Origin of the sequence: Pseudomonas sp. GL-R-26 (assembly GCF_019947365.1) — a bacterium.
Taxonomy (GTDB): Bacteria; Pseudomonadota; Gammaproteobacteria; order Pseudomonadales; family Pseudomonadaceae; genus Aquipseudomonas.
Genome location: NZ_JAGYGI010000031.1, coordinates 20,284 through 38,574, shown reverse-complemented (window position 1 = coordinate 38,574; position 18,291 = coordinate 20,284). Strand labels below are relative to the sequence as shown.

17 protein-coding genes are annotated in these 18,291 nt (G+C 56.9%); 14 read left to right on the top strand and 3 right to left on the bottom strand.

The features are described from left to right. The first annotated feature begins 83 nt into the window (after positions 1–83). The 5 genes from KGA96_RS24825 to KGA96_RS24805 all read left to right on the top strand — a co-directional run bounded on the left by KGA96_RS24825 (position 84) and on the right by KGA96_RS24805 (position 5,736). Positions 84–1,163, top strand: a complete 1,080-nt coding sequence (locus tag KGA96_RS24825; protein ID WP_404942374.1) for a CaiB/BaiF CoA transferase family protein — start codon at positions 84–86, stop codon at positions 1,161–1,163. After that, the gene (locus tag KGA96_RS24820; protein WP_223515234.1) at positions 1,153–2,295 is read left to right on the top strand and encodes an acyl-CoA dehydrogenase family protein; all 1,143 of its coding nucleotides are present in this window, start codon (positions 1,153–1,155) and stop codon (positions 2,293–2,295) included. Before KGA96_RS24825 ends, KGA96_RS24820 begins: the two co-directional genes overlap by 11 nt. A gap of 96 nt (positions 2,296–2,391) precedes the next feature. Then, the gene (locus tag KGA96_RS24815; protein ID WP_223466420.1) at positions 2,392–3,819 is read left to right on the top strand and encodes a purine-cytosine permease family protein; all 1,428 of its coding nucleotides are present in this window, start codon (positions 2,392–2,394) and stop codon (positions 3,817–3,819) included. Between the two features lie 73 nt (positions 3,820–3,892). After that, positions 3,893–4,507, top strand: coding sequence for a TetR/AcrR family transcriptional regulator (locus KGA96_RS24810; RefSeq protein ID WP_223515231.1), 615 nt, complete (start codon positions 3,893–3,895; stop codon positions 4,505–4,507). 5 nt (positions 4,508–4,512) lie between these two features. Next, positions 4,513–5,736, top strand: a complete 1,224-nt coding sequence (locus tag KGA96_RS24805) for a DUF3422 domain-containing protein (RefSeq protein ID WP_223515228.1) — start codon at positions 4,513–4,515, stop codon at positions 5,734–5,736. 692 nt (positions 5,737–6,428) lie between these two features. On the opposite strand, the gene KGA96_RS24800 is transcribed toward KGA96_RS24805, so the two are convergent. Both KGA96_RS24800 and KGA96_RS24795 read right to left on the bottom strand, forming a co-directional pair. Next, complete coding sequence (locus KGA96_RS24800; protein WP_046043094.1) at positions 6,429–7,712, bottom strand: cystathionine gamma-synthase family protein; 1,284 nt, start codon at positions 7,710–7,712, stop codon at positions 6,429–6,431. Between the two features lie 427 nt (positions 7,713–8,139). Continuing rightward, complete coding sequence (locus KGA96_RS24795; RefSeq protein WP_046043095.1) at positions 8,140–8,598, bottom strand: Lrp/AsnC family transcriptional regulator; 459 nt, start codon at positions 8,596–8,598, stop codon at positions 8,140–8,142. 217 nt (positions 8,599–8,815) lie between these two features. Here KGA96_RS24795 and KGA96_RS24790 point away from each other — a divergent pair, with 217 nt between their 5' ends. The 9 genes from KGA96_RS24790 (at position 8,816) to KGA96_RS24750 (ending at position 17,278) form a co-directional block, all read left to right on the top strand. Then, a complete protein-coding gene (locus KGA96_RS24790) occupies positions 8,816–9,856 on the top strand; it encodes a PLP-dependent cysteine synthase family protein (RefSeq protein ID WP_046043096.1) in 1,041 nt (346 codons plus the stop codon). A gap of 22 nt (positions 9,857–9,878) precedes the next feature. Next, entirely contained in the window at positions 9,879–11,057 is a 1,179-nt protein-coding gene (locus KGA96_RS24785) for a trans-sulfuration enzyme family protein (RefSeq protein ID WP_223515224.1), read from the top strand. Between the two features lie 99 nt (positions 11,058–11,156). After that, positions 11,157–12,002 (top strand): ABC transporter substrate-binding protein, encoded by an 846-nt coding sequence (locus KGA96_RS24780; protein WP_046043098.1) that lies wholly within the window; start codon positions 11,157–11,159, stop codon positions 12,000–12,002. A 44-nt stretch (positions 12,003–12,046) separates the two neighbouring features. Then, positions 12,047–12,742, top strand: a complete 696-nt coding sequence (locus tag KGA96_RS24775) for an amino acid ABC transporter permease (RefSeq protein ID WP_046043099.1) — start codon at positions 12,047–12,049, stop codon at positions 12,740–12,742. Positions 12,743–12,744: 2 nt separating this feature from the next. After that, positions 12,745–13,434, top strand: a complete 690-nt coding sequence (locus tag KGA96_RS24770) for an amino acid ABC transporter permease (RefSeq protein ID WP_046043100.1) — start codon at positions 12,745–12,747, stop codon at positions 13,432–13,434. Positions 13,435–13,438: 4 nt separating this feature from the next. Beyond that, the gene (locus KGA96_RS24765) at positions 13,439–14,197 is read left to right on the top strand and encodes an amino acid ABC transporter ATP-binding protein (RefSeq protein ID WP_046043102.1); all 759 of its coding nucleotides are present in this window, start codon (positions 13,439–13,441) and stop codon (positions 14,195–14,197) included. A 56-nt stretch (positions 14,198–14,253) separates the two neighbouring features. Further along, entirely contained in the window at positions 14,254–15,117 is an 864-nt protein-coding gene (locus tag KGA96_RS24760) for an MBL fold metallo-hydrolase (protein ID WP_223466425.1), read from the top strand. 64 nt (positions 15,118–15,181) lie between these two features. Beyond that, positions 15,182–16,462, top strand: coding sequence for an FAD/NAD(P)-binding oxidoreductase (locus tag KGA96_RS24755; protein WP_223515221.1), 1,281 nt, complete (start codon positions 15,182–15,184; stop codon positions 16,460–16,462). A 9-nt stretch (positions 16,463–16,471) separates the two neighbouring features. After that, positions 16,472–17,278: a sulfite exporter TauE/SafE family protein gene (locus KGA96_RS24750; protein ID WP_046043104.1), complete on the top strand. Its 807-nt coding sequence runs from the start codon at positions 16,472–16,474 to the stop codon at positions 17,276–17,278. Positions 17,279–17,283: 5 nt separating this feature from the next. Here the strand turns inward: KGA96_RS24750 and KGA96_RS24745 are convergent, their stop codons facing one another. After that, on the bottom strand, positions 17,284–18,225 hold the full coding sequence (locus KGA96_RS24745) for a LysR family transcriptional regulator (protein ID WP_046043106.1): 942 nt from the start codon (positions 18,223–18,225) through the stop codon (positions 17,284–17,286). Positions 18,226–18,291 lie beyond the last annotated feature (66 nt).

The window sequence follows — 18,291 nt, the reverse complement described above, 5'->3', positions numbered from 1 at the left end:
GCAGCAGTCCGTTTACCCAACAACTCCAAGGCATTCGCGTGCTTGATCTGAGCCGCGTTTTGGCCGGTCCGCATTGCACGGCCATGCTCGCCGACCTGGGCGCCGACGTCATTAAATTCGAAGTCCCTGACCACGGCGATGACAGCCGTCACCTGGGCCCCTTCAAGGATGGCGAGAGTGTCTATTTCGGCCTGATCAATCGCGGCAAGCGCAGTGTCGAAATGGACTTCAAGTCCACTGCTGATCGTGCCCGGCTATATGAGCTGGTCCGTGACGCAGACGTCGTCGTGGAAAACTTTCGTCCCGGCGTGACGCGTCGCCTGGGTATCGACTTCGACACCCTCAAGCAATACAACCCCAAGCTGATCTACGCGAGCATTTCCGGTTTCGGCCAGCATGGTCCGCTGTCGGCTAACCCGGCCTATGACATCGTCGCCCAGGCAATGTCGGGGCTAATGAGCGTCACAGGTTTTGCAGAGACAGGCCCTACACGCAGTGGCGAAGCCATCGGTGATCTTTGCGCCGGCGTTTATGCGGCGTGGGCCATCAGCTCCGCGCTATTCGCTCGCGAACGGCATGCACCCGGCGCCCAGTACATCGACGTCGCCATGTTCGATGTGTTGTTCAGCCTGCAAATGACCGGCCTGTCCAATCTCTTCGCCAATGGCGTTGCGCCTGGGTTGGTGGGCAACCGCCACCCGGTTTCGACCCCCTTTGACACTTACCGCGCCGCGGACGGCCAGGTAGTCATCGCCGTGGCGAGCAACAAGCTCTTCCAACGGTTATGCGAATGCCTGGGCAAGCCAGCACTTGGCAAAGACCCACGCTTTGCCGATGACCCGCAACGCACACTCAACGAGCCGGCGCTACGCGCCGAAATCGAAGTCTGGACGCAGCAAATGAGCGTTGAGCAGGTCTGCGACATCCTGCTCGAGGCGGGCGTGCCGTCCTCCCCGGTGTGGAACCTCGCCCAGGCCGCCAGCAGCGAACAGGCCCAAGTACGACAGTTGCTGATTCACCCCGAAGGCTCCGCGCAACCGCTGGTACCGCAACCTGTTTTCTTCAATGGCCGCAAACCCCACGCAGTCACTCACGCCCCACGCCTCGGCGCCGACAACCATGCTTTCGGACTGAACAAACAGGAGCTTTCCCATGAACTTTGAATTAGATCAGGTCGAATTGGCCGTTGTCGAAACCGCTGAAAAACTGGCTCGCGAGGTGATCCAGCCGCGCGCCCAGCATTACGACGAAACCGAGACATTCTGTGCCGAAAGCCTGCAGGCGTTGGCCGAGCTGGGTGGCATGGGTATCAATTTGCCCGAAGAGTACGGCGGACTGGGCATTGGCAGCCTGGCCATGAGCCGCGTCGTTGAAGCCGTGGCTGGCGCCTGCGCCTCCACTGCATCGGCGTTGACTGCGCATTTCCTGGCAACCGATTCGATCCTGATCGGCGGCACCGAAGAACAGAAACAGGAGTGGCTACCTCGCGCGGCGAGCGGAGAATTACTCGGCGCCTTCGCACTGACGGAACCGGCAGCAGGCTCCAACCCGGCCGACATGCGCTGCCGTGCGCAGCGTGAAGATGGTGGTTGGCGGGTGCGCGGCAGTAAGCACTACATCACCAATGCCCGCGAAGCAGGCTTCATTGTGCTCTATGCCAAGACCGCCGCTGAAGCCGGCCACAAGGGCATCAGCGCCTTCATGATTCCCCAGGGAACGGTAGGGATCAGCTTCTCCAGTCCGGAAAAAACCATGGGACTGCGTGGCAGCACGATCTATGAGCTGGCCCTGGACTGCTGGTTGCCCGAATCGGCATTGCTGGGCATCGAAGGTGCCGGCTTCAACACGGCAATGGCGGTGCTGGACCGGGGTCGCGTTGAAGTGGCGGCCATGTCCTTGGGGATCGCCAATGCCGCCTTGCAAGCGAGCTTGAACTGGGCCCGCGAACGGCAGATCGGCCCCAAGCCGCTTGCTGCCTATCAAGGCACACAGTGGCGTCTCGCCGATATGTACGCACAGCTGGAAGGTGCCCGCATGCTGACCTGGAAAGCCGCCGCCCGCCGCGACAGCGGTGAACGCTTCAGCCTGGACTCGGCCACCGCCAAACTGGTCGCCGCCGAATGCGCCGGTTTCATCACCGATGCAGCGCTCCAGCTCCATGGCGGTTATGGCTACATCCGCGACCTTCCACTGGAACGCTACGTACGCGACGCACGGATCCTGCGCATTTTCGAAGGCACGTCCGAAGTGCAGAAAATCATCATTTCGCGAAGCTTGCTCGACGCCCAGCGCTGATCGAGCGAAAAACAGGGCCTGTTTAACAGGCCCTCCCCTGAGTCACTCCCCCCACGAGAAGGCTGTCGTACGGTACGACGCCCGAGAGGAACTGCCATGTCCGCCACCAAAGAAAGTGCGCAGCGCAAGACGTATATAGAACGGCGATCCATCGATTACATACCTGAGTCCGAGCGCCATGGCCGGCTGCTCAGTCAGTTCACCCTGTGGTTCGGCGCCAACCTTCAAGTCACTGCGATCGTCACTGGTGCACTGGCTGTCGTATTGGGCGGCGATGTGTTCTGGTCGCTGATTGGCTTGTTGATCGGGCAACTGTTGGGCGGCGCAATCATGGCGCTGCATGCCGCTCAGGGCCCCCAGTTGGGCCTGCCGCAGATGATCTCCAGTCGCGTGCAATTCGGCGTCTACGGCGCCGTTATCCCTATCGTCCTGGTCTGCCTGATGTACGTGGGCTTTTCTGCCAGCGGCTCGGTGCTTGCGGGCCAGGCCATCAGTCAACTGGTCAATGTCAGTGACGCCGCTGGCATCCTGATTTTCGCGGTGATGATCGTTGTGCTCACAGTGCTGGGCTATCGGACTATCCACTTGATCGGACGCCTGTCGAGCCTAATTGGCGTGGTGTCTTTCTTCTACTTGTTCTACCGCTTGCTGTCAGCTCATGACATCAGCGAGCTGCTTGGAAATCGACACTTTTCACTGGCCAGTTTTCTCTTGGCAATATCACTCTCTGCTTCCTGGCAGATCGCATTCGGCCCCTATGTCGCTGACTATTCGCGCTACCTGCCGAGAAAGACTTCAGCCTGGAAAACCTTTTTGGCTGTGGGCCTGGGCTCAGTGATCGGCACTCAAATTTCCATGGTCTTCGGTGTATTCGTCGCCGCCTTGGCGGGTGATCAGTTTGCCGGCCACGAGGTGTCCTACATCGTCGGCATGGGGGCCAGCGGCGTCGTCGCGTCACTGCTGTTTTTCAGTATCGTGTTCGGGAAGGTGACCATTACCACGCTCAACGCCTACGGTAGTTTCATGTCTCTGGCTACCATCATCAGCGGTTTCAGAGGCAACCAGGAAATTTCCAAACCCGTGCGGTTGATCTACATCCTGGTCATGGTCGGATTCGCCACGGCGCTGGCGCTGTTAGGGAGGCATTCGTTCCTTCATGACTTCTCAGCGTTCATCCTGTTCCTGCTGGCCTTTTTCACGCCCTGGAGCGCCATCAACCTGGTTGACTTTTATCTGGTGACCAAGGAGCGCTATGACATCCCCGCCCTCTCCAATCCGGATGGTCGATACGGACGCTGGAATGTCACCGGCATAGCAGTCTACGCCCTCGGCGTAGTGATTCAGATGCCCTTCATTGCCACCAGTTTCTACACCGGCCCCTTGGTTGAAACCTTGGGTGGGACGGACATTTCGTGGTTGATCGGCCTAACCGTACCAGCCCTCATTTACTACTGGGTGGCGCGTAACTCGACGCAACGGATTCCCGCGCAGCTGATTCTTCCGGAAGAAGCCAATCCAGCCTGATTACACACTCACGGCAGGGCGGTCCAGCAGGACCGCCACTGCACCTCTCTCAACGCAGAGCGCCTGACCTCCTATGCTTGCCGCAAACACACCAAAGCACCCCGTCCCGAGTGCCCGCGACCGCCTGCTCGATGTAGCACTGGAACTCTTTGCAACGCGCGGCTACCAGGCCATCGGCCTGCGTGACCTGGCTGGCCAGTTGGGGCTGCATGCCGGCTCGCTGTACAACCATATCGAGAACAAACAAAGCCTGTTGTTCGAACTGATCGAAGGCGCGGTCTCCGACCTGTTGGCCGGTACCAAGCGCCGCATGCGGGGAGCCCGGACGCACCGCGACCGTCTCCAGCGCTTTGTGCACGCATTTGTGGTGTTCAACCTGACCGAGAAACATCGGCTAATGCTGGTGACACGAGAGTTCGTCAACCTCAGCGATGAGCAACAACAGGAGATCAATCAGCTGAAGAGCAGCTACGCCACCCTGCTGAAGGCCATCGTTTCCGCCGAGTGTGGCGAAACTGGCTGCATCAGTGACCGCACAGGCCTGATCACAGAGGCCGTCATCGGCATGCTTTACGGACAGTCCCTCTGGCAAAGCATTGACGTCCCGGAACAAAAACTCACGGATGCCCTGACTCACTTTGCCCTGGGCATCATTGCCTGCAGCAGAGACTCAGCGCTCAAGGCATAAGCACTATGCACCCGTTACGACATACGCTTCATGACGAACTGCACGCCCGCCCTTCCCTGTACTTCAGCGAGCCGGCTTATGTTTTTCACCTGGCCGTCATGGGCAGCGACAATGAGCGACAGGCACTGCTCAACAGCCTCTACGACGAACCGGTCAGTGGTGAAATCCCCCAAGGCATCACCAGGCTTGACGAGCATTGGCTGAAATGGGAGCGACATGCGGAGTTCTTTACCCTTACTTACGTCGTCACCGCGAACACGGTTCGCCCGCACTGGACTTCCTTGCCTGAGGCCCTGGCAGCAAAGATCAGCCCTTACACCCAGCTGCTGATCAACAGCGTGCAAATTGTGGTGCGCAACCATGACTCATGGGAGGGGGATCATGCGGCGTACGGATTCAAGGACCCGTGCGGCTCGTCCATCGGGGGTGGCGATGCGGCGGTGTGGAGCGACTTCCGGCTGAGCGAATGCGGTGAAAACAGATTTTTGTTCATCAACACTCACCTCAACGCCTACCGCCAAGGTCGAATGATTCGCCGGCTACTCGAGATTGAAACCTATCGCATGATGGCCTCGCTTGCGCTTCCAACAGCGAAGCAATTGAGCTCGCAACTCGATGCCTTCGATAGAACCCTGGTCGACCTGTCGGAGCGAAACGCTGCGCCCGACTCCAGCAATGCAAAAAAACTGCTTTCAGAAATTGCAGCGTTGTCGGCCAAAGTCGTCAGTCTCTCAGCCAGGCACCGGCATCGCTTCAGTGCCACACAAGCTTACGCGCAGCTCGTATTCGAACGACTGGCAGAATTGCGGGAGAATCGCGCAGGTGACTACCAGCGCCTGGGAATCCTCATTGAGCGACGCTTCAAACCGACGGTAAGGTACTGCGCCGTGACGGAACAACGGCTCGATGTGCTGGCCAAGAGCGTGGCCAATCTAGGTGACCTTTTGCAGGCGCGCGTACAGGTAGAGATGGAAGAACAGAACGCCGAAATCCTGAAAAGCCTGAACGCCCGGGCCGATGCTCAGATCAAGATTCAGCGGGCGGTTGAAGGCCTTTCCATTATTGCCATCACGTACTACGTGCTGAGCTTGTTGAAATTGCTGTATTCGGGCGTCCATCTGCTGGGAGTCGACTTGTCACCAAGGTCCGCCGTGATTGTAATTGCGCCCGTCGCAGCACTCATACTTTTACACATACTGATGCGGATTAGAGCCGTAAAACATCACTAAATCGTACTGGAAACTGCAGTATCAAGAGGTGGGCGACCCCACCTTACTGTTGATCTGACGATCTTTACGATGAGTCAGCCCAGGCCGAAATCAGCTGACCGCAACCGATTGCTTTCGGTTGAATCCACAGTCGAAATCAGCCCTTAACGACAGGCAGCAATCGGCCAGTAGCAGTCGTTCACTCCATCAACTTACTACGCGCGATGGAAATGCAGCGTGCTGCGGGGGGGGATGAATTGACTAGTGTTCTACATTCAGGTTCGCAGGAAAGAACTATGGAAGTAGTCCGGCACAGCCGCGTAGATAGTTGAGGTTCTGTTGGAGCGGGTATTTGATCTGTTTTTAGTGCTGAGTCGACTTTCGGACTGGCTGAGTTGCAGGTTGTACAGCGGGTTGGATTTGCGCAATCTGCGGAGCTGGAGCTGGAGCTGGAGCTATTGCTTGCGGCGGAGCTGCATCCGCCAAGGCCTCTTGGGCAAGGATGATCAGCGGCATATTCCGAAGGTATGACCACTGTCACCAGCAAGCCGACCACAGTCAGCAGTACAATGTCTCGTGCTGGTGGACAGGTCGACGTATCAAACACCTCCAGCGAACCCAGTATTTCGGGGGATTGATATCTACCATTTGCTGTTCAGACTCAGTCCCCCGTCAGCCTATTTTTTCAGTTTCTCATTGTTTTCCTCAGGTGCTCAGCAATGACGCAGAGCATTATCCAGATCAGCGATCAGATCTTCCTCGTGCTCGAGGCCAATCGAGATCCGGATCAACCCCTCGGACACCCCTGCTTTACTGCGCAGAGCCTGCGGCACACCCGATTGTGTGGTCGAAGCTGGATGACAAACCAGGGACTCAGTGCCTCCGAGACTGACAGCCGACTTGAAAAGATGCAGGGCGTTGATAAAGCGGAAGGCCCGTTCGCGACCGCCGTCCAGTACGAACGAGAAGGTTGAGCCAGGGCCCGTGCATTGCCGGCGGTAGACCTCCTGATAGCTGCCATCCTCAATAAGCTCTGGATGCAGAACGACGACTTTCTGGTGGGGGTTGCTGGCCAGCCAGCGAGCGATCACAGTGCCGGTTCTTGCGGCCTCTTTCATGCGCAGGACGAGCGTTTCCATCGAGCGGGAGATCATCCATGAGGAATGTGGATCGAGTTGCGAGCCGAACGAGCTGCGAACGCTACGTATTTTACTGATCAGCTCTTTGGTGCCCGTGATGCCTCCGGCAACAAGGTCACTGTGTCCACCCACATACTTGGTTAGCGAATACACGCACAGGTCAACACCGTGTTTCACCGGCTTCTGGAAGATAGGCCCGAGCAGGGTGTTATCGCAGACAATGAATGGCCGGTAGCTATGGCGCGTTTCGAAAGCGTCTATTTCCTTGCGCAACCCTTCCAGATCGATCAGTGCATTGGTCGGGTTAGCCGGAGTCTCGATATAGCAAATTCTAACTCGCCCCTTGCAGGCAGCAGTTTCGAGTGCATCTGCAATGGATTGCATGGACAGGCCGTCGTCAAAACCATGCGAGCCGATGCCCCAATCCGAGAGAATTTTGCTAATCAGGGTCTCAGTACCACCGTACAGCGGTGCCGATTGCACCAGTTGATCGCCTGGGCGCAGAAACGCAAACAAAACAGCACTGATGGCGGACATTCCACTGGATGTAATTGCGGCGGCTTCTGAGCCATCCAGCAGCGCCAGGCGGTCCTCGACGATTTCTAGGTTGGGATGATTGAAGCGGCTGTAGACCAGGCCAGCTGATGAGTCCTGCGGAATCGGTTTACGACCCGACACGACATCGAAGAATTCTGCACCTTCCTCAGCCGTGCGAAACGCAAAGGTGGAGGTCAGGAAAACCGGTGGTTTGACTGCGCCTTCCGAGAGGAACGGGTCGTAACCATAAGACATCATCAATGTCTCAGGGTGCAACGCATGGCTTCCGATAGTTTTTTTGTGATAGCTGGAATAAGACATAAGCCGCACCTTTCTGAGTTTGCGATCAAGACTCATCGCTCATAAACGCACCGCCCTCGTAGGCATCGTTTTTGAGCCTGTTTGTGATGGAAAGAGTGTAATCAGAAGGGGGAGTATGATTTTTTCAATTTTTGTCAGGTTTTTCGTGGAATGAGAAATATCATTCTCCAAAACGGTCGATTTCGTTAAAACCCGATAATGAGAAAGCGTATTTGGATGGAATGGCGCTCTGAAGGTACTCAAAATTCCTCGGGGCGATGGACGTCCAACAATAGAAAGTTGTCGGAACGTGTATCGCTTTCGGTAATCGTCCCACTCCCAGAGCGGTAGCAGCAGAATGGGTGGGCAGGACGCGGGCTTGTAACAGGTACACCGCTGTCCTGTCAGAAATTGCTTTGTGGCAGATGCACCTGCCAAAAACAGCAGATTATCGAGGCAAAGGCAGCGCCGTCGTGTACTTGATCTGCTCCATGGCAAAGCTTGATGTGATGTTGGAAAGTCCGTCGACGCTCGTGATCAGCTTCTTGTAGAAAGTGTCATAGGCTGCAATGTCGCTGACCACAACGCGCAACATATAGTCCCAGTCTCCCGACATCCGATAGAACGCCATCACTTCCTCGAACTGCGACACGGTCTTGGCGAATGTATCCAGCCAGACCTTGTCATGACGCTGCGTCTTGACCTGCACCAGCACCGATAACCCAAGACCCAGTAGCACTGGGTCCAGCAGGGCTACTTTGGCCCTGATATAGCCCTCTTTCTCGAGTTTCTTGATCCGCTTCCAGCAGGGGGTCGTTGAAAGGTTGACGGCTTCAGCCAGATCTTTGATAGGCATGTCGGCATCGCGTTGCAGGAGGGAGAGGATGTGGCGATCAAAGCTATCCATTTTTTCTTCTTATTTGTGAGTTCGTAGAAATTTTTTCTAAAAAATAGCCTAAGAACTGAAGAAATGGAAATTAAATTTCGAGTGGGTGGCAGTAGGATTTACACCATAAAAACCGTGCTTGGAGCCACTCAAAAATGAAGAAGATCATCGCCACACTCGCCACGCCTCAGGCGATGGTCCTTATGCCGTTGACGCCTGTCGGGGCGAGGGAAACTCTGTGAACGATTGGATCCGTACAGCAGTCAGCCGTATCTCCTGCGATCTGCTGCGCTCCGCCGACACCCACATCCACAAGCTGGAAATTCCAGGGTTGAAGGGCATCGACATTTACCTCAAGGACGAGAGCACACATCCAACTGGCAGTCTCAAACATCGGCTGGCGCGCTCGCTTTTTCTACATGCCATTTGCAGTGGCAAGATCCGAGAGGGTACCCATGTGGTCGAGGCATCCTCGGGCAGCACTGCTGTGTCCGAAGCCTACTTCGCCAAAATGCTTGGCCTGCGCTTCACCGCCGTCATGCCGCGCAACACCGCGAGCAAAAAGATAGAGCAGCTCGAGCTGCTCGGCGGGCACTGTTACTTCGTTGATCATTCGTCAGAGGTCTATGCCCAGGCGCAGCGCCTGGCACGCGAAAGCGAAGGGCACTACATGGATCAGTTTACCTATGCCGAGCGGGCAACGGATTGGCGTGGCAACAACAATATTGCCGACAGTATCTTCCAGCAAATGACCGGCGAGGCGCACCCCATTCCCCACGCGGTGGTCATGAGTGCAGGGACTGGCGGCACTACCGCCACCATCGGCCGCTACATCCGCTACAAGGGTCATGACACTCAACTGATCGTGGTGGACCCCGAGTACTCGGTTTTCTATGACAGCTATCGAACAGGCGACTCAAGTCTTACCGGCAGCAAAGGCAGTCGCATAGAAGGCATCGGTCGTCCCCAGGTCGAGCCGTCGTTCCTGCCAGATGTGATCGACGACATGCTCAAGATCCCCGACGCGGCCAGCATCGCCACCCTTTATTGGCTGGAGAAAATACTCGGGAGGAAGCCAGGGGGGTCCACCGGTACCAACATGTGGGGCGCGCTCAAAGTCGCATCGAGGATGCAGGAGCAAGGCCTGCAGGGTTCTATCGTGACCCTGATGTGCGATAGCGGTGAACGCTATCTGGACACCTATTACGACCGCGACTGGGTCGCTCGCCACATCGGCGACATCACACCCTATGCGAAACAACTCGATTGCTACCTTTAATACACGTGAGTCACGACTGACTATGAGCCAGAACAAGAGCAACTTTTCGACCCAAGTGATCCACGCTGGCGAACAGTCGACCTATGCCGACAACACCATTTTCCCGGCAATCGTCACCTCCAGTTCGTTCATCAAGCGCAGCCTTGACGACAACCCAGACTACGCCTATGGACGAGTGGGTAACCCAACCCGACATGCCTATGAGAGCTGCATTGCGCAGTTGGAGCATGGCTTTGGAGCCGTGGCCTGCGCTTCTGGTCTGGCTGCGACCGCCACCGTGCTTGAGCTATTGCCCAAAGACTCCCATGTAATCGTGATGGCGGGCGTCTACGGGGGCACCTTCCGCCTGATGGAAGATTACCGCAGCAAGACGTCCGGGCTCACCACCACTTACGTCGACCTCAATGACCTTGAGGCACTGGCCGCCAGTCGCCGCGACAACACCCGGCTGATCTGGATCGAGACACCGACCAACCCTCTGCTGCAGCTGGTGGACATCCAGTGCGTGACAGAGTTTGCCCGTGCCCACGGCATCCTGACTTGCGTCGACAACACCTTCTGCTCACCCTGGAACCAGCGTCCGATCGAGCACGGCGTCGACCTGGTGATGCACTCAGCGAGTAAATACATTGGTGGGCACTCCGACCTGATCGGTGGAGTCGTGGTGGCAGCCAATGAGCAACTGTTCACCCGCCTGCGCGGCATCAGCATGGCCATTGGAGCAGTCCAGGGACCGTTCGACTGCTACCTCGCCCTGCGTGGGCTCAAGACCCTCGACGTGCGCATGGAGCGCCAGTGCAGCAATGCGCTACAGATCGCTCGCTACCTCAACCAGCACCCGCAGGTAGAGGCGGTGTACTACCCCGGACTGGAAAGCCATCCGCAGCACGAGCTGTGCAAACGCCAGATGCGTTCTGGCGGCGCAGTGGTCTCGTTGAAATTGAAGGCCAATCGCAAGGCCATAGCACTCTTCATCGAACAGCTGTCGATCTTTGTATTGGCCGATTCCCTGGGCGGGGTGGAGAGCATGATCAACCACTCCTACAGCATGTCGCACAACTCGTTGAGCCATGAACAGAAAATCAGCCTGGGCATCAGCGAGAACCTGATCCGACTCTCCATCGGCCTGGAACATGTCGACGATCTGATCGCCGATTTGAATGCGGGCTTTGTGCGGCTACCCACGACCAACGTCGAATAACAGAAATTCCCACTCCACCCACAAGAGGCTATTGAGGTCCACTGCACTGACGTTTCATGAAAACCGGCGTTCCGTTTATCAAACAATAAGGTCTATAAAATGCAAACGAACCGCATGCTCAAAAAACACTGGAAAACCGCAGTACTGGCACTGACGCTGGCAACCAGCTTCTCTGCTGCAGCTGATCAACTCAGCGATATCAAGGCCAAGGGTGAGTTAGTCTGTGGTGTGCTCGGCACCGACGAGCCATTCAGTTACATCAAGGACCCAGCGTCTCGCGCGATCGTCGGTTACGACGTCGACATGTGCAACGCCATTGCCGCGACCATCGGGGTCAAACCGGTACTCAAGCAGTTGACCGTCGCCGCACGGATTCCTGAATTACAACAAGGCCGTGTCGATCTTCTGGCTGCCTCCCTGACCCATAACAAAGAACGGGAAGCATTGATCAACTTCTCCCTTTCGACATTCATCACGGGTCAGAAAGTCATGGTCAAGACTGACAGTGGCGTCAATCAACTCGACCAACTGGACGGCAAGAAAATCTTGACGATCAAAGGCTCCACCATGGAGCAGAGCATCCGCGCGAAGATCGCTGACGCCCAGATCGTATCGTTCGACAGCAACCCTCAAGCCCTGCTCGCCTTGCAACAGGGCAAAGGACTGGGTTACGCCAACGATGAGACCTCATTGGCCGGCAACTTCGCCAAGCTGGGTGATGCGGCAAAAGATTTTCGGATTCTCCCAACGCCCCTGTCCACCGAGCACATTGCGCTGGGCCTGAGAAAAGAAGAACCCGCCTTCCAGGAGCAGGTGAACAAGACGCTGCGCGATCTGGAGTCGTCTGGCAAGGCTGAGATGCTCTTCACCAAGTGGTTTGGCCCTGAGACCAACATGAAATTCGCCAGCCGCTCATTCAAGATCGAAACCGACCAAATCAACTAACTTCATTGAGGGCCCGACCTTGGGGTCGGGCCACGGGCCTAGTTATGAATACGTTTGATTTATCGGTTGTGCTATCCGGGCAGTATCACGAGTGGCTCATCAATGGCTTCCTGCTGTCCATCCAACTCGCATTGATCTCGCTGGCCATTGCCCTACCGCTGGCAATCGTCATCGCTGTATTGCGAATGGCCCCTTACGCTGCACTCCGGGCAATCGCGATCACTTATGTGGAAGCGATACGCAACGTCCCGCTGCTGGCACACATGCTGTTCTGGTATTTCGGGGCACCGGAGCTGCTGCCAACCCCGATCAAGACATGGATCTACGAACACAATATCGAAGCGGTCAGTGCGGTTATCGCTCTGGTGCTCTACACCGCAGCCTACATGTCCGAGGACATCCGCAGCGGCTTGCGTTCCATTCCCAAGGAACAAATGGAGGCTGGCCGGACCCTGGGCTTTGGCTTCCTCGGCACCATGCGCCTAGTCATCCTCCCGCAGTCACTGCGGGTAACAGTGCCACCGCTAATTAGCCAGACACTTAACCTGTGGAAGAACACCAGCATCGCCATGGTGATCGGCGTCGCTGAAATGATGTATCAGGCCCAGCAGGTGGAAAGCTCCACATTCAGGGGTTTCGAATCGTACGCCGTTACCACGGTAGGTTATGTCGGCGTCTCGATCATCATCACACTGCTGTCCAGCTGGTACCAGCAACGCTATCCCGTCCGGAGTGCCTGACGATGCTCGATATCATCCACAACTACGGGCTTTTCTACCTGATTGGCCAGTACCCAAACGGCCCCTTGGGCGGCTTGGCAATGACGCTGATCCTGGCAGCGCTGGCCCTGGTGCTGGCCTTTCCTGTCGGGGTACTGCTCGCGCTCTGCCGCATCAGCCCGTACCGGCTGTTGCGTGTGCCGGTCACAAGCGTGGTGTACATACTGCGTGGCACACCCTTGCTGATGGTGATTTTCTGGGCCTATTTCCTTCTGCCAACCCTGACCGGTCAACGCACCGAGCAATTTGGCACCATGCTGGCTGCCTTGGTGATTTTTGATGGGGTATACCTCGCAGAAATCATTCGCGCAGGCATTCTTGGATTGCCTCGAGGGCAAATGGAAAGCTCCCGTTCACTCGGCTTTTCGTACCTGGCGACAATGCGCCTGGTCATCATGCCCCAGGCCTTTCGCAACATGCTGCCCTCGCTGGTGAATCAGTTTGTCTCCACCATCAAGGAGACCTCGCTGGGTTACATCATCAGCCTCTCGGAAGTGTCGTTCGTCGCCTCCCAGATCAGTGCTCAGTTGCTCACCAAGCCGGTCCAGGTCTATGCCGTACTTGGCCTCACTTACTTCGCTATGTGTTTCAGCTTGTCGCGCTTCGCCTTCTGGCTGGAAAGACGTCTCGCTGTCCGAACTGCAAAGGTTTAATCCCATGATCAAACTGAAAAACGTTAACAAGTGGTACGGCAGCTACCATGCTCTGGCTGATATCAACGAAACCGTCGCCAAGGGTGAGGTGGTCGTGGTCTGCGGTCCGTCCGGCTCCGGCAAGTCGACGATGATTCGCACGCTCAATCGGCTGGAAGCCATCCAGAGCGGGAATATCTTTATCGATGGCGTGGATATCTATGATCGCTCCGTCAGCGTGAACGCCTTGCGCAGCGGTATTGGCTTCGTGTTCCAGCAGTTCAATCTGTTTCCCCACCTCACCGTTCTCGAGAACTGCACGCTGGCTCCGCGTCGCCTGCGCAAGCTGGGTGCCAAGGAAGCGGACGATCTGGCCATGAGCTTGCTGGACCGTGTAGGGCTGGCCCACAAGGCATGCGCTTACCCATCCGAGTTATCGGGTGGCCAGCAACAGCGCGTGGCCATCGCCAGGGCATTGGCAATGAACCCGCCGGTGATGCTGTTCGATGAACCCACTTCCGCGTTGGACCCTGAGATGGTCGGCGAAGTGCTTCAAGCAATGAAAAGCCTGGCCAAGGAAGGCATGACCATGGTGTGCGTCACCCATGAGATGGGTTTCGCGCGTGAAGTGGCCGATCGAGTGATCTTCATGGATCAAGGCAAGGTGCTCGAACGAGCAACGCCCGAGTCTTTCTTCCTGCGCCCTGAACACCCTCGCGCGCAGCGATTCCTGTCCGATATCCGCTCGCCCTGGGTCGAGAGTGGTATGCCGCAAGCCTGCTGAATGGAGTACAGGGGGCAGGCTCGATGGCCGCCCCCTTGAGAATGGAGGCAATGACCATGCAATTTCATGTTGAGAAATTCTTCGACGCCGAGAGCTGTACCTACAGTTACCTGGTCATCGACCCGGTGACTCGGCACTGCGCGATCATCGATCCGGTGCTCGACTACGATGCCGCCGCCGCGCGTATCTCGTATTCAAGTGCCGAACTCCTTATCGAGCATGTGCGCGCCAACGCGCTAACACTGGAGTGGATTCTGGAAACCCATGTGCATGCCGACCACCTCTCGGCTGCCCGCTACCTCAAGCGTCAACTGGGTGGACAGATCGGCATTGGCGACCGTATTCCTCAGGTGCAGAAGGCCTTTGCCACGCTGTTCGACGCCGACGATGACTGGAGCCCGGACGGCAGCCAGTTCGACCGTTTGTTCGCCGACAACGAAACGTTCCATGTCGGCGCCCTGGCTGTCAGTGTGCTGCACACGCCTGGCCATACCCCGGCCTGCGTGACGTACCTGATCGAAGATGCCGCTTTCGTCGGTGACACGTTATTCATGCCCGATTGTGGCACCGCCCGCTGCGATTTTCCTGGCGGCGACGTACACCAGTTGTACCGCTCGATTGGCCGTCTGTTCCAGCTACCGGGCAGCACGCGACTGTTCATGTGCCACGACTACAAAGCGCCTGGCCGCGACGCCTACTGCCACCAGACCACAGTGGACGAAGAGCGCGCGCACAACATCCATATCGGCAAGGGCATCGCCGAGGCTGATTTCGTCGCTCTGCGCACGGCGCGCGACAAGACCCTGAACCAACCCAGGCTGCTGCTGCCGTCGGTGCAGATCAACATGCGAGCCGGTGAGACACCTGCGGCCAGCGCCAATGGCATCAGCTATTTGAAGATACCGCTCAACATGTTCTGAATGAATATCGGAACTTAGGCAGAACGACTGAAATATCCCATTTAATCAATCAAATGGAATGCAGATGACTACGCTCAATCAAAACGCAACAGCCTCTGGGACAGAAGATGCCCGTGGACGCCCCGATATCACTGCCGACGTCGTCGTCATTGGTGGCGGGTCGGCAGGCATTGGTGTCGTGGCAAGCCTGCTCAAGCGTGCTCCCGATCTGCAGATCACGCTCATCGAACCCAATGACCAGCACTATTATCAGCCGGCCTGGACGCTGGTCGGTGGAGGGGCTTATGACGCTCGCAAGACCGTCAGGCCCATGTCGCACGTCATCCCGCGCGGGGCCACCTGGATCAAGGCTGCGGTGGTTGAAGTCCTGCCGAACGGAAAACGTCTAAAGCTGAGTAACGGCAAAAGCGTCGCTTATCGAAACCTTATCGTCTGTCCCGGGCTTAGGCTTGCCTGGGAGAAAATCGAAGGGTTGGAGCAAACCCTGGGCAAGAACGGGGTGACATCCAACTACCGCTATGACCTTTGCGCTTACACCTGGCAACTGGTGCAGGGATTACGCAAAGGCAAGGCCCTCTTCTCCCAACCCGGCATGCCGATCAAATGTGCCGGCGCTCCGCAAAAGGCCCTGTACCTTTCCTGCGATCATTGGCAAAAATCAGGTGTTCTGCAGAATATGCAGGTCGAGTTCAATCTCGCTGGCGCAGCGCTGTTCGGCGTACCGGCCTTCGTCCCTCCCCTGATGAAATACATCGAGAAGTATCAAGCACAGCTGGTATTCGGCTCGAACCTGGTCAAAGTTGACGGCCCCAGCCGGACAGCCTGGTTTGAAAGCAAGGACGAACACGGCGCAGTCATTCGCCAGGCCAAGACCTTCGACATGCTCCATGTCGTCCCCGCACAGGTCGCCCCCGATTTCATCCGCACAAGCCTTTTGGCCGACGCCGCCGGGTGGTGTGAAGTGGATCCGGGGACGCTGCAACACAGCCGTTATCCGGACGTATTTGCGCTCGGTGATGTGTGCTCCACCAGTAACGCCAAGACCGCTGCCGCTGCACGCAAGCAAATCGTCGTCGTCGCCGAGAACCTCATGGCAGCACGCGACAACCAGCCCATGCCGCTGCGCTACGACGGCTATGGGTCATGCCCGCTGACCGTCGAAAAAGGCAAAGTCGTGCTGGCAGAGTTCGGCTACGGCGGGAAACTGCTGCCCACATTTCCCCTGGACGCTACGGTTGCCCGAAAAAGTGCATGGTTCCTCAAGGCCCGGTTCCTGCCCTGGTTCTACTGGAACGGCATGCTCAAAGGCCGTGAGTGGTTGACCAAACTCTCCAAGGTCGGATGAGGAGCCAGCATGCTGCTGAGTGGAATATTCGGGATCGCTATAGGCATCATTCTCGGCCTGACGGGTGCGGGGGGTGGAATTCTGGCCGTACCGGCGCTAGTGATCGGCTTGGGATGGTCAATGACTGAGTCTGCGCCCGTTGCGCTGTTTGCCGTCAGCGCAGCGGCAGCTGTAGGGGCTGTGGATGGTCTGAGGAAAGGTCTGGTACGTTATCGGGCTGCCCTGCTGATGGCATTATTGGGGGCGGTGTTCTCGCGTTTGGGCGTGTACTTTGCCCATCTGCTGCCCAACACCGTACTGACGTCCCTGTTCAGCATGGTCATGGTCATTGTGGCGATACGCATGATTCGACAGGCGAACGGCAACTCGGCTAAGGCCGCCGACAATCAGCAGTGCTGGCAAGAAAAGAATTGCATGATCAACCCTCAGACCGGCCGACTGCGCTGGACACCGAAATGCTCAGCAAGCCTTGCCGTAGTCGGCTCACTTTCAGGGCTGCTCACCGGGATGCTGGGTGTGGGAGGCGGGTTCTTGATCGTGCCTGCGTTTCAACAGCTTTCAGACATCCGCATGCATGGTATCGTCGCGACCTCACTTATGACTATCGCCTTGATCTCGGCTGTTGCGGTGACAGGCGCCATTCATGCAGGAGCCCACATAACGGTCACGGGCGGCGTTTTTATCGCTGCGAGTGTCAGCGGGATGCTGCTGGGAAGAGTCCTCTCCCTCAGGATTCCCGCCAAATCGATACAGCTGGGCTTTTCTGCTGTATGCATTGTGGTTGCCGGCTTCCTTATGTTCAAAACCTGGATGTAGAAAACCTACTGAGTATCGACCTGACTGGCCCCCGCCATTCTCTTGTCCAGGGCACTGGCAAGACTCAACGCCTCAACTCTCAGTGCCTTGCAAAAGGCGTCAACGAAAACTGAGGAAGGTCGAAAATCAGGCCTTATCAGCATGACTCGGTAGGGAATGGACACGTTGATTGGCCGAATAGCCAATCCCCTGCCTGACTCTTGCACGGCGCTCAATGGGTTGATGATCGCCACGCCCAATTGTTGCCTGACCATGGCACAGACCGACGCGGCATTGGTGGTTTCGATCACGGTGTGCCGATCGACACCAGCGAGACGAAAGTGCTCATCGAGCTTTTGACGATAAATGTCCAGGCCCGACAGGTTGATGAAATTGACACCGCGAAAGTCCTCCATTGCCAGAAGCGACCTGGACAGCAAAGGATGCCCCTCTGGCAGTATGCAGACCATGTCGGCACAAAAGAGCAATTCCCCTCGGGTGCCTCTTGGCACATGTTCACTTTCGGTCAAGCCGAGGTCGTGACGCTGTGCGCTGAGAGACTCCTCGAGCAAGGGCGATTCCTGCGCGGTGATACTCAAGCCTATGCCCGAATGCTGCTGATGAAACTGCTTGCAAACGTTGGGCAATAGCGTCTGAGAAAACAGCGGCAGGCAGGTGATGCTGAGTTGCCCATGTTCGAAACGACGGATCGATTGCGCAACGCTATTGATTCGTTCCAACCCGATATAGGAGCGTTCGACCTCTTCGAGCAGCATTACTGCCTGAGCCGTCGGTACCAACTTACCGCCCTCCCGATCAAACAGGCGCAAACCCGAAAGGCTTTCAAACCGGGCCAGTTCCCGGCTGAGCGTCGGTTGGGAGGTCAACAATAAGCGCGCCGCTCCCGTGACGCTGCCTGCTTGCATGATTGCTCGGAAAACTTCGATATGCCGCAACGAGACGTTCATACCCAACCTTCATTGATCGCTTGAAGGCCATATCAGAACTGAATTGATAACTAAAAAGAAGATATT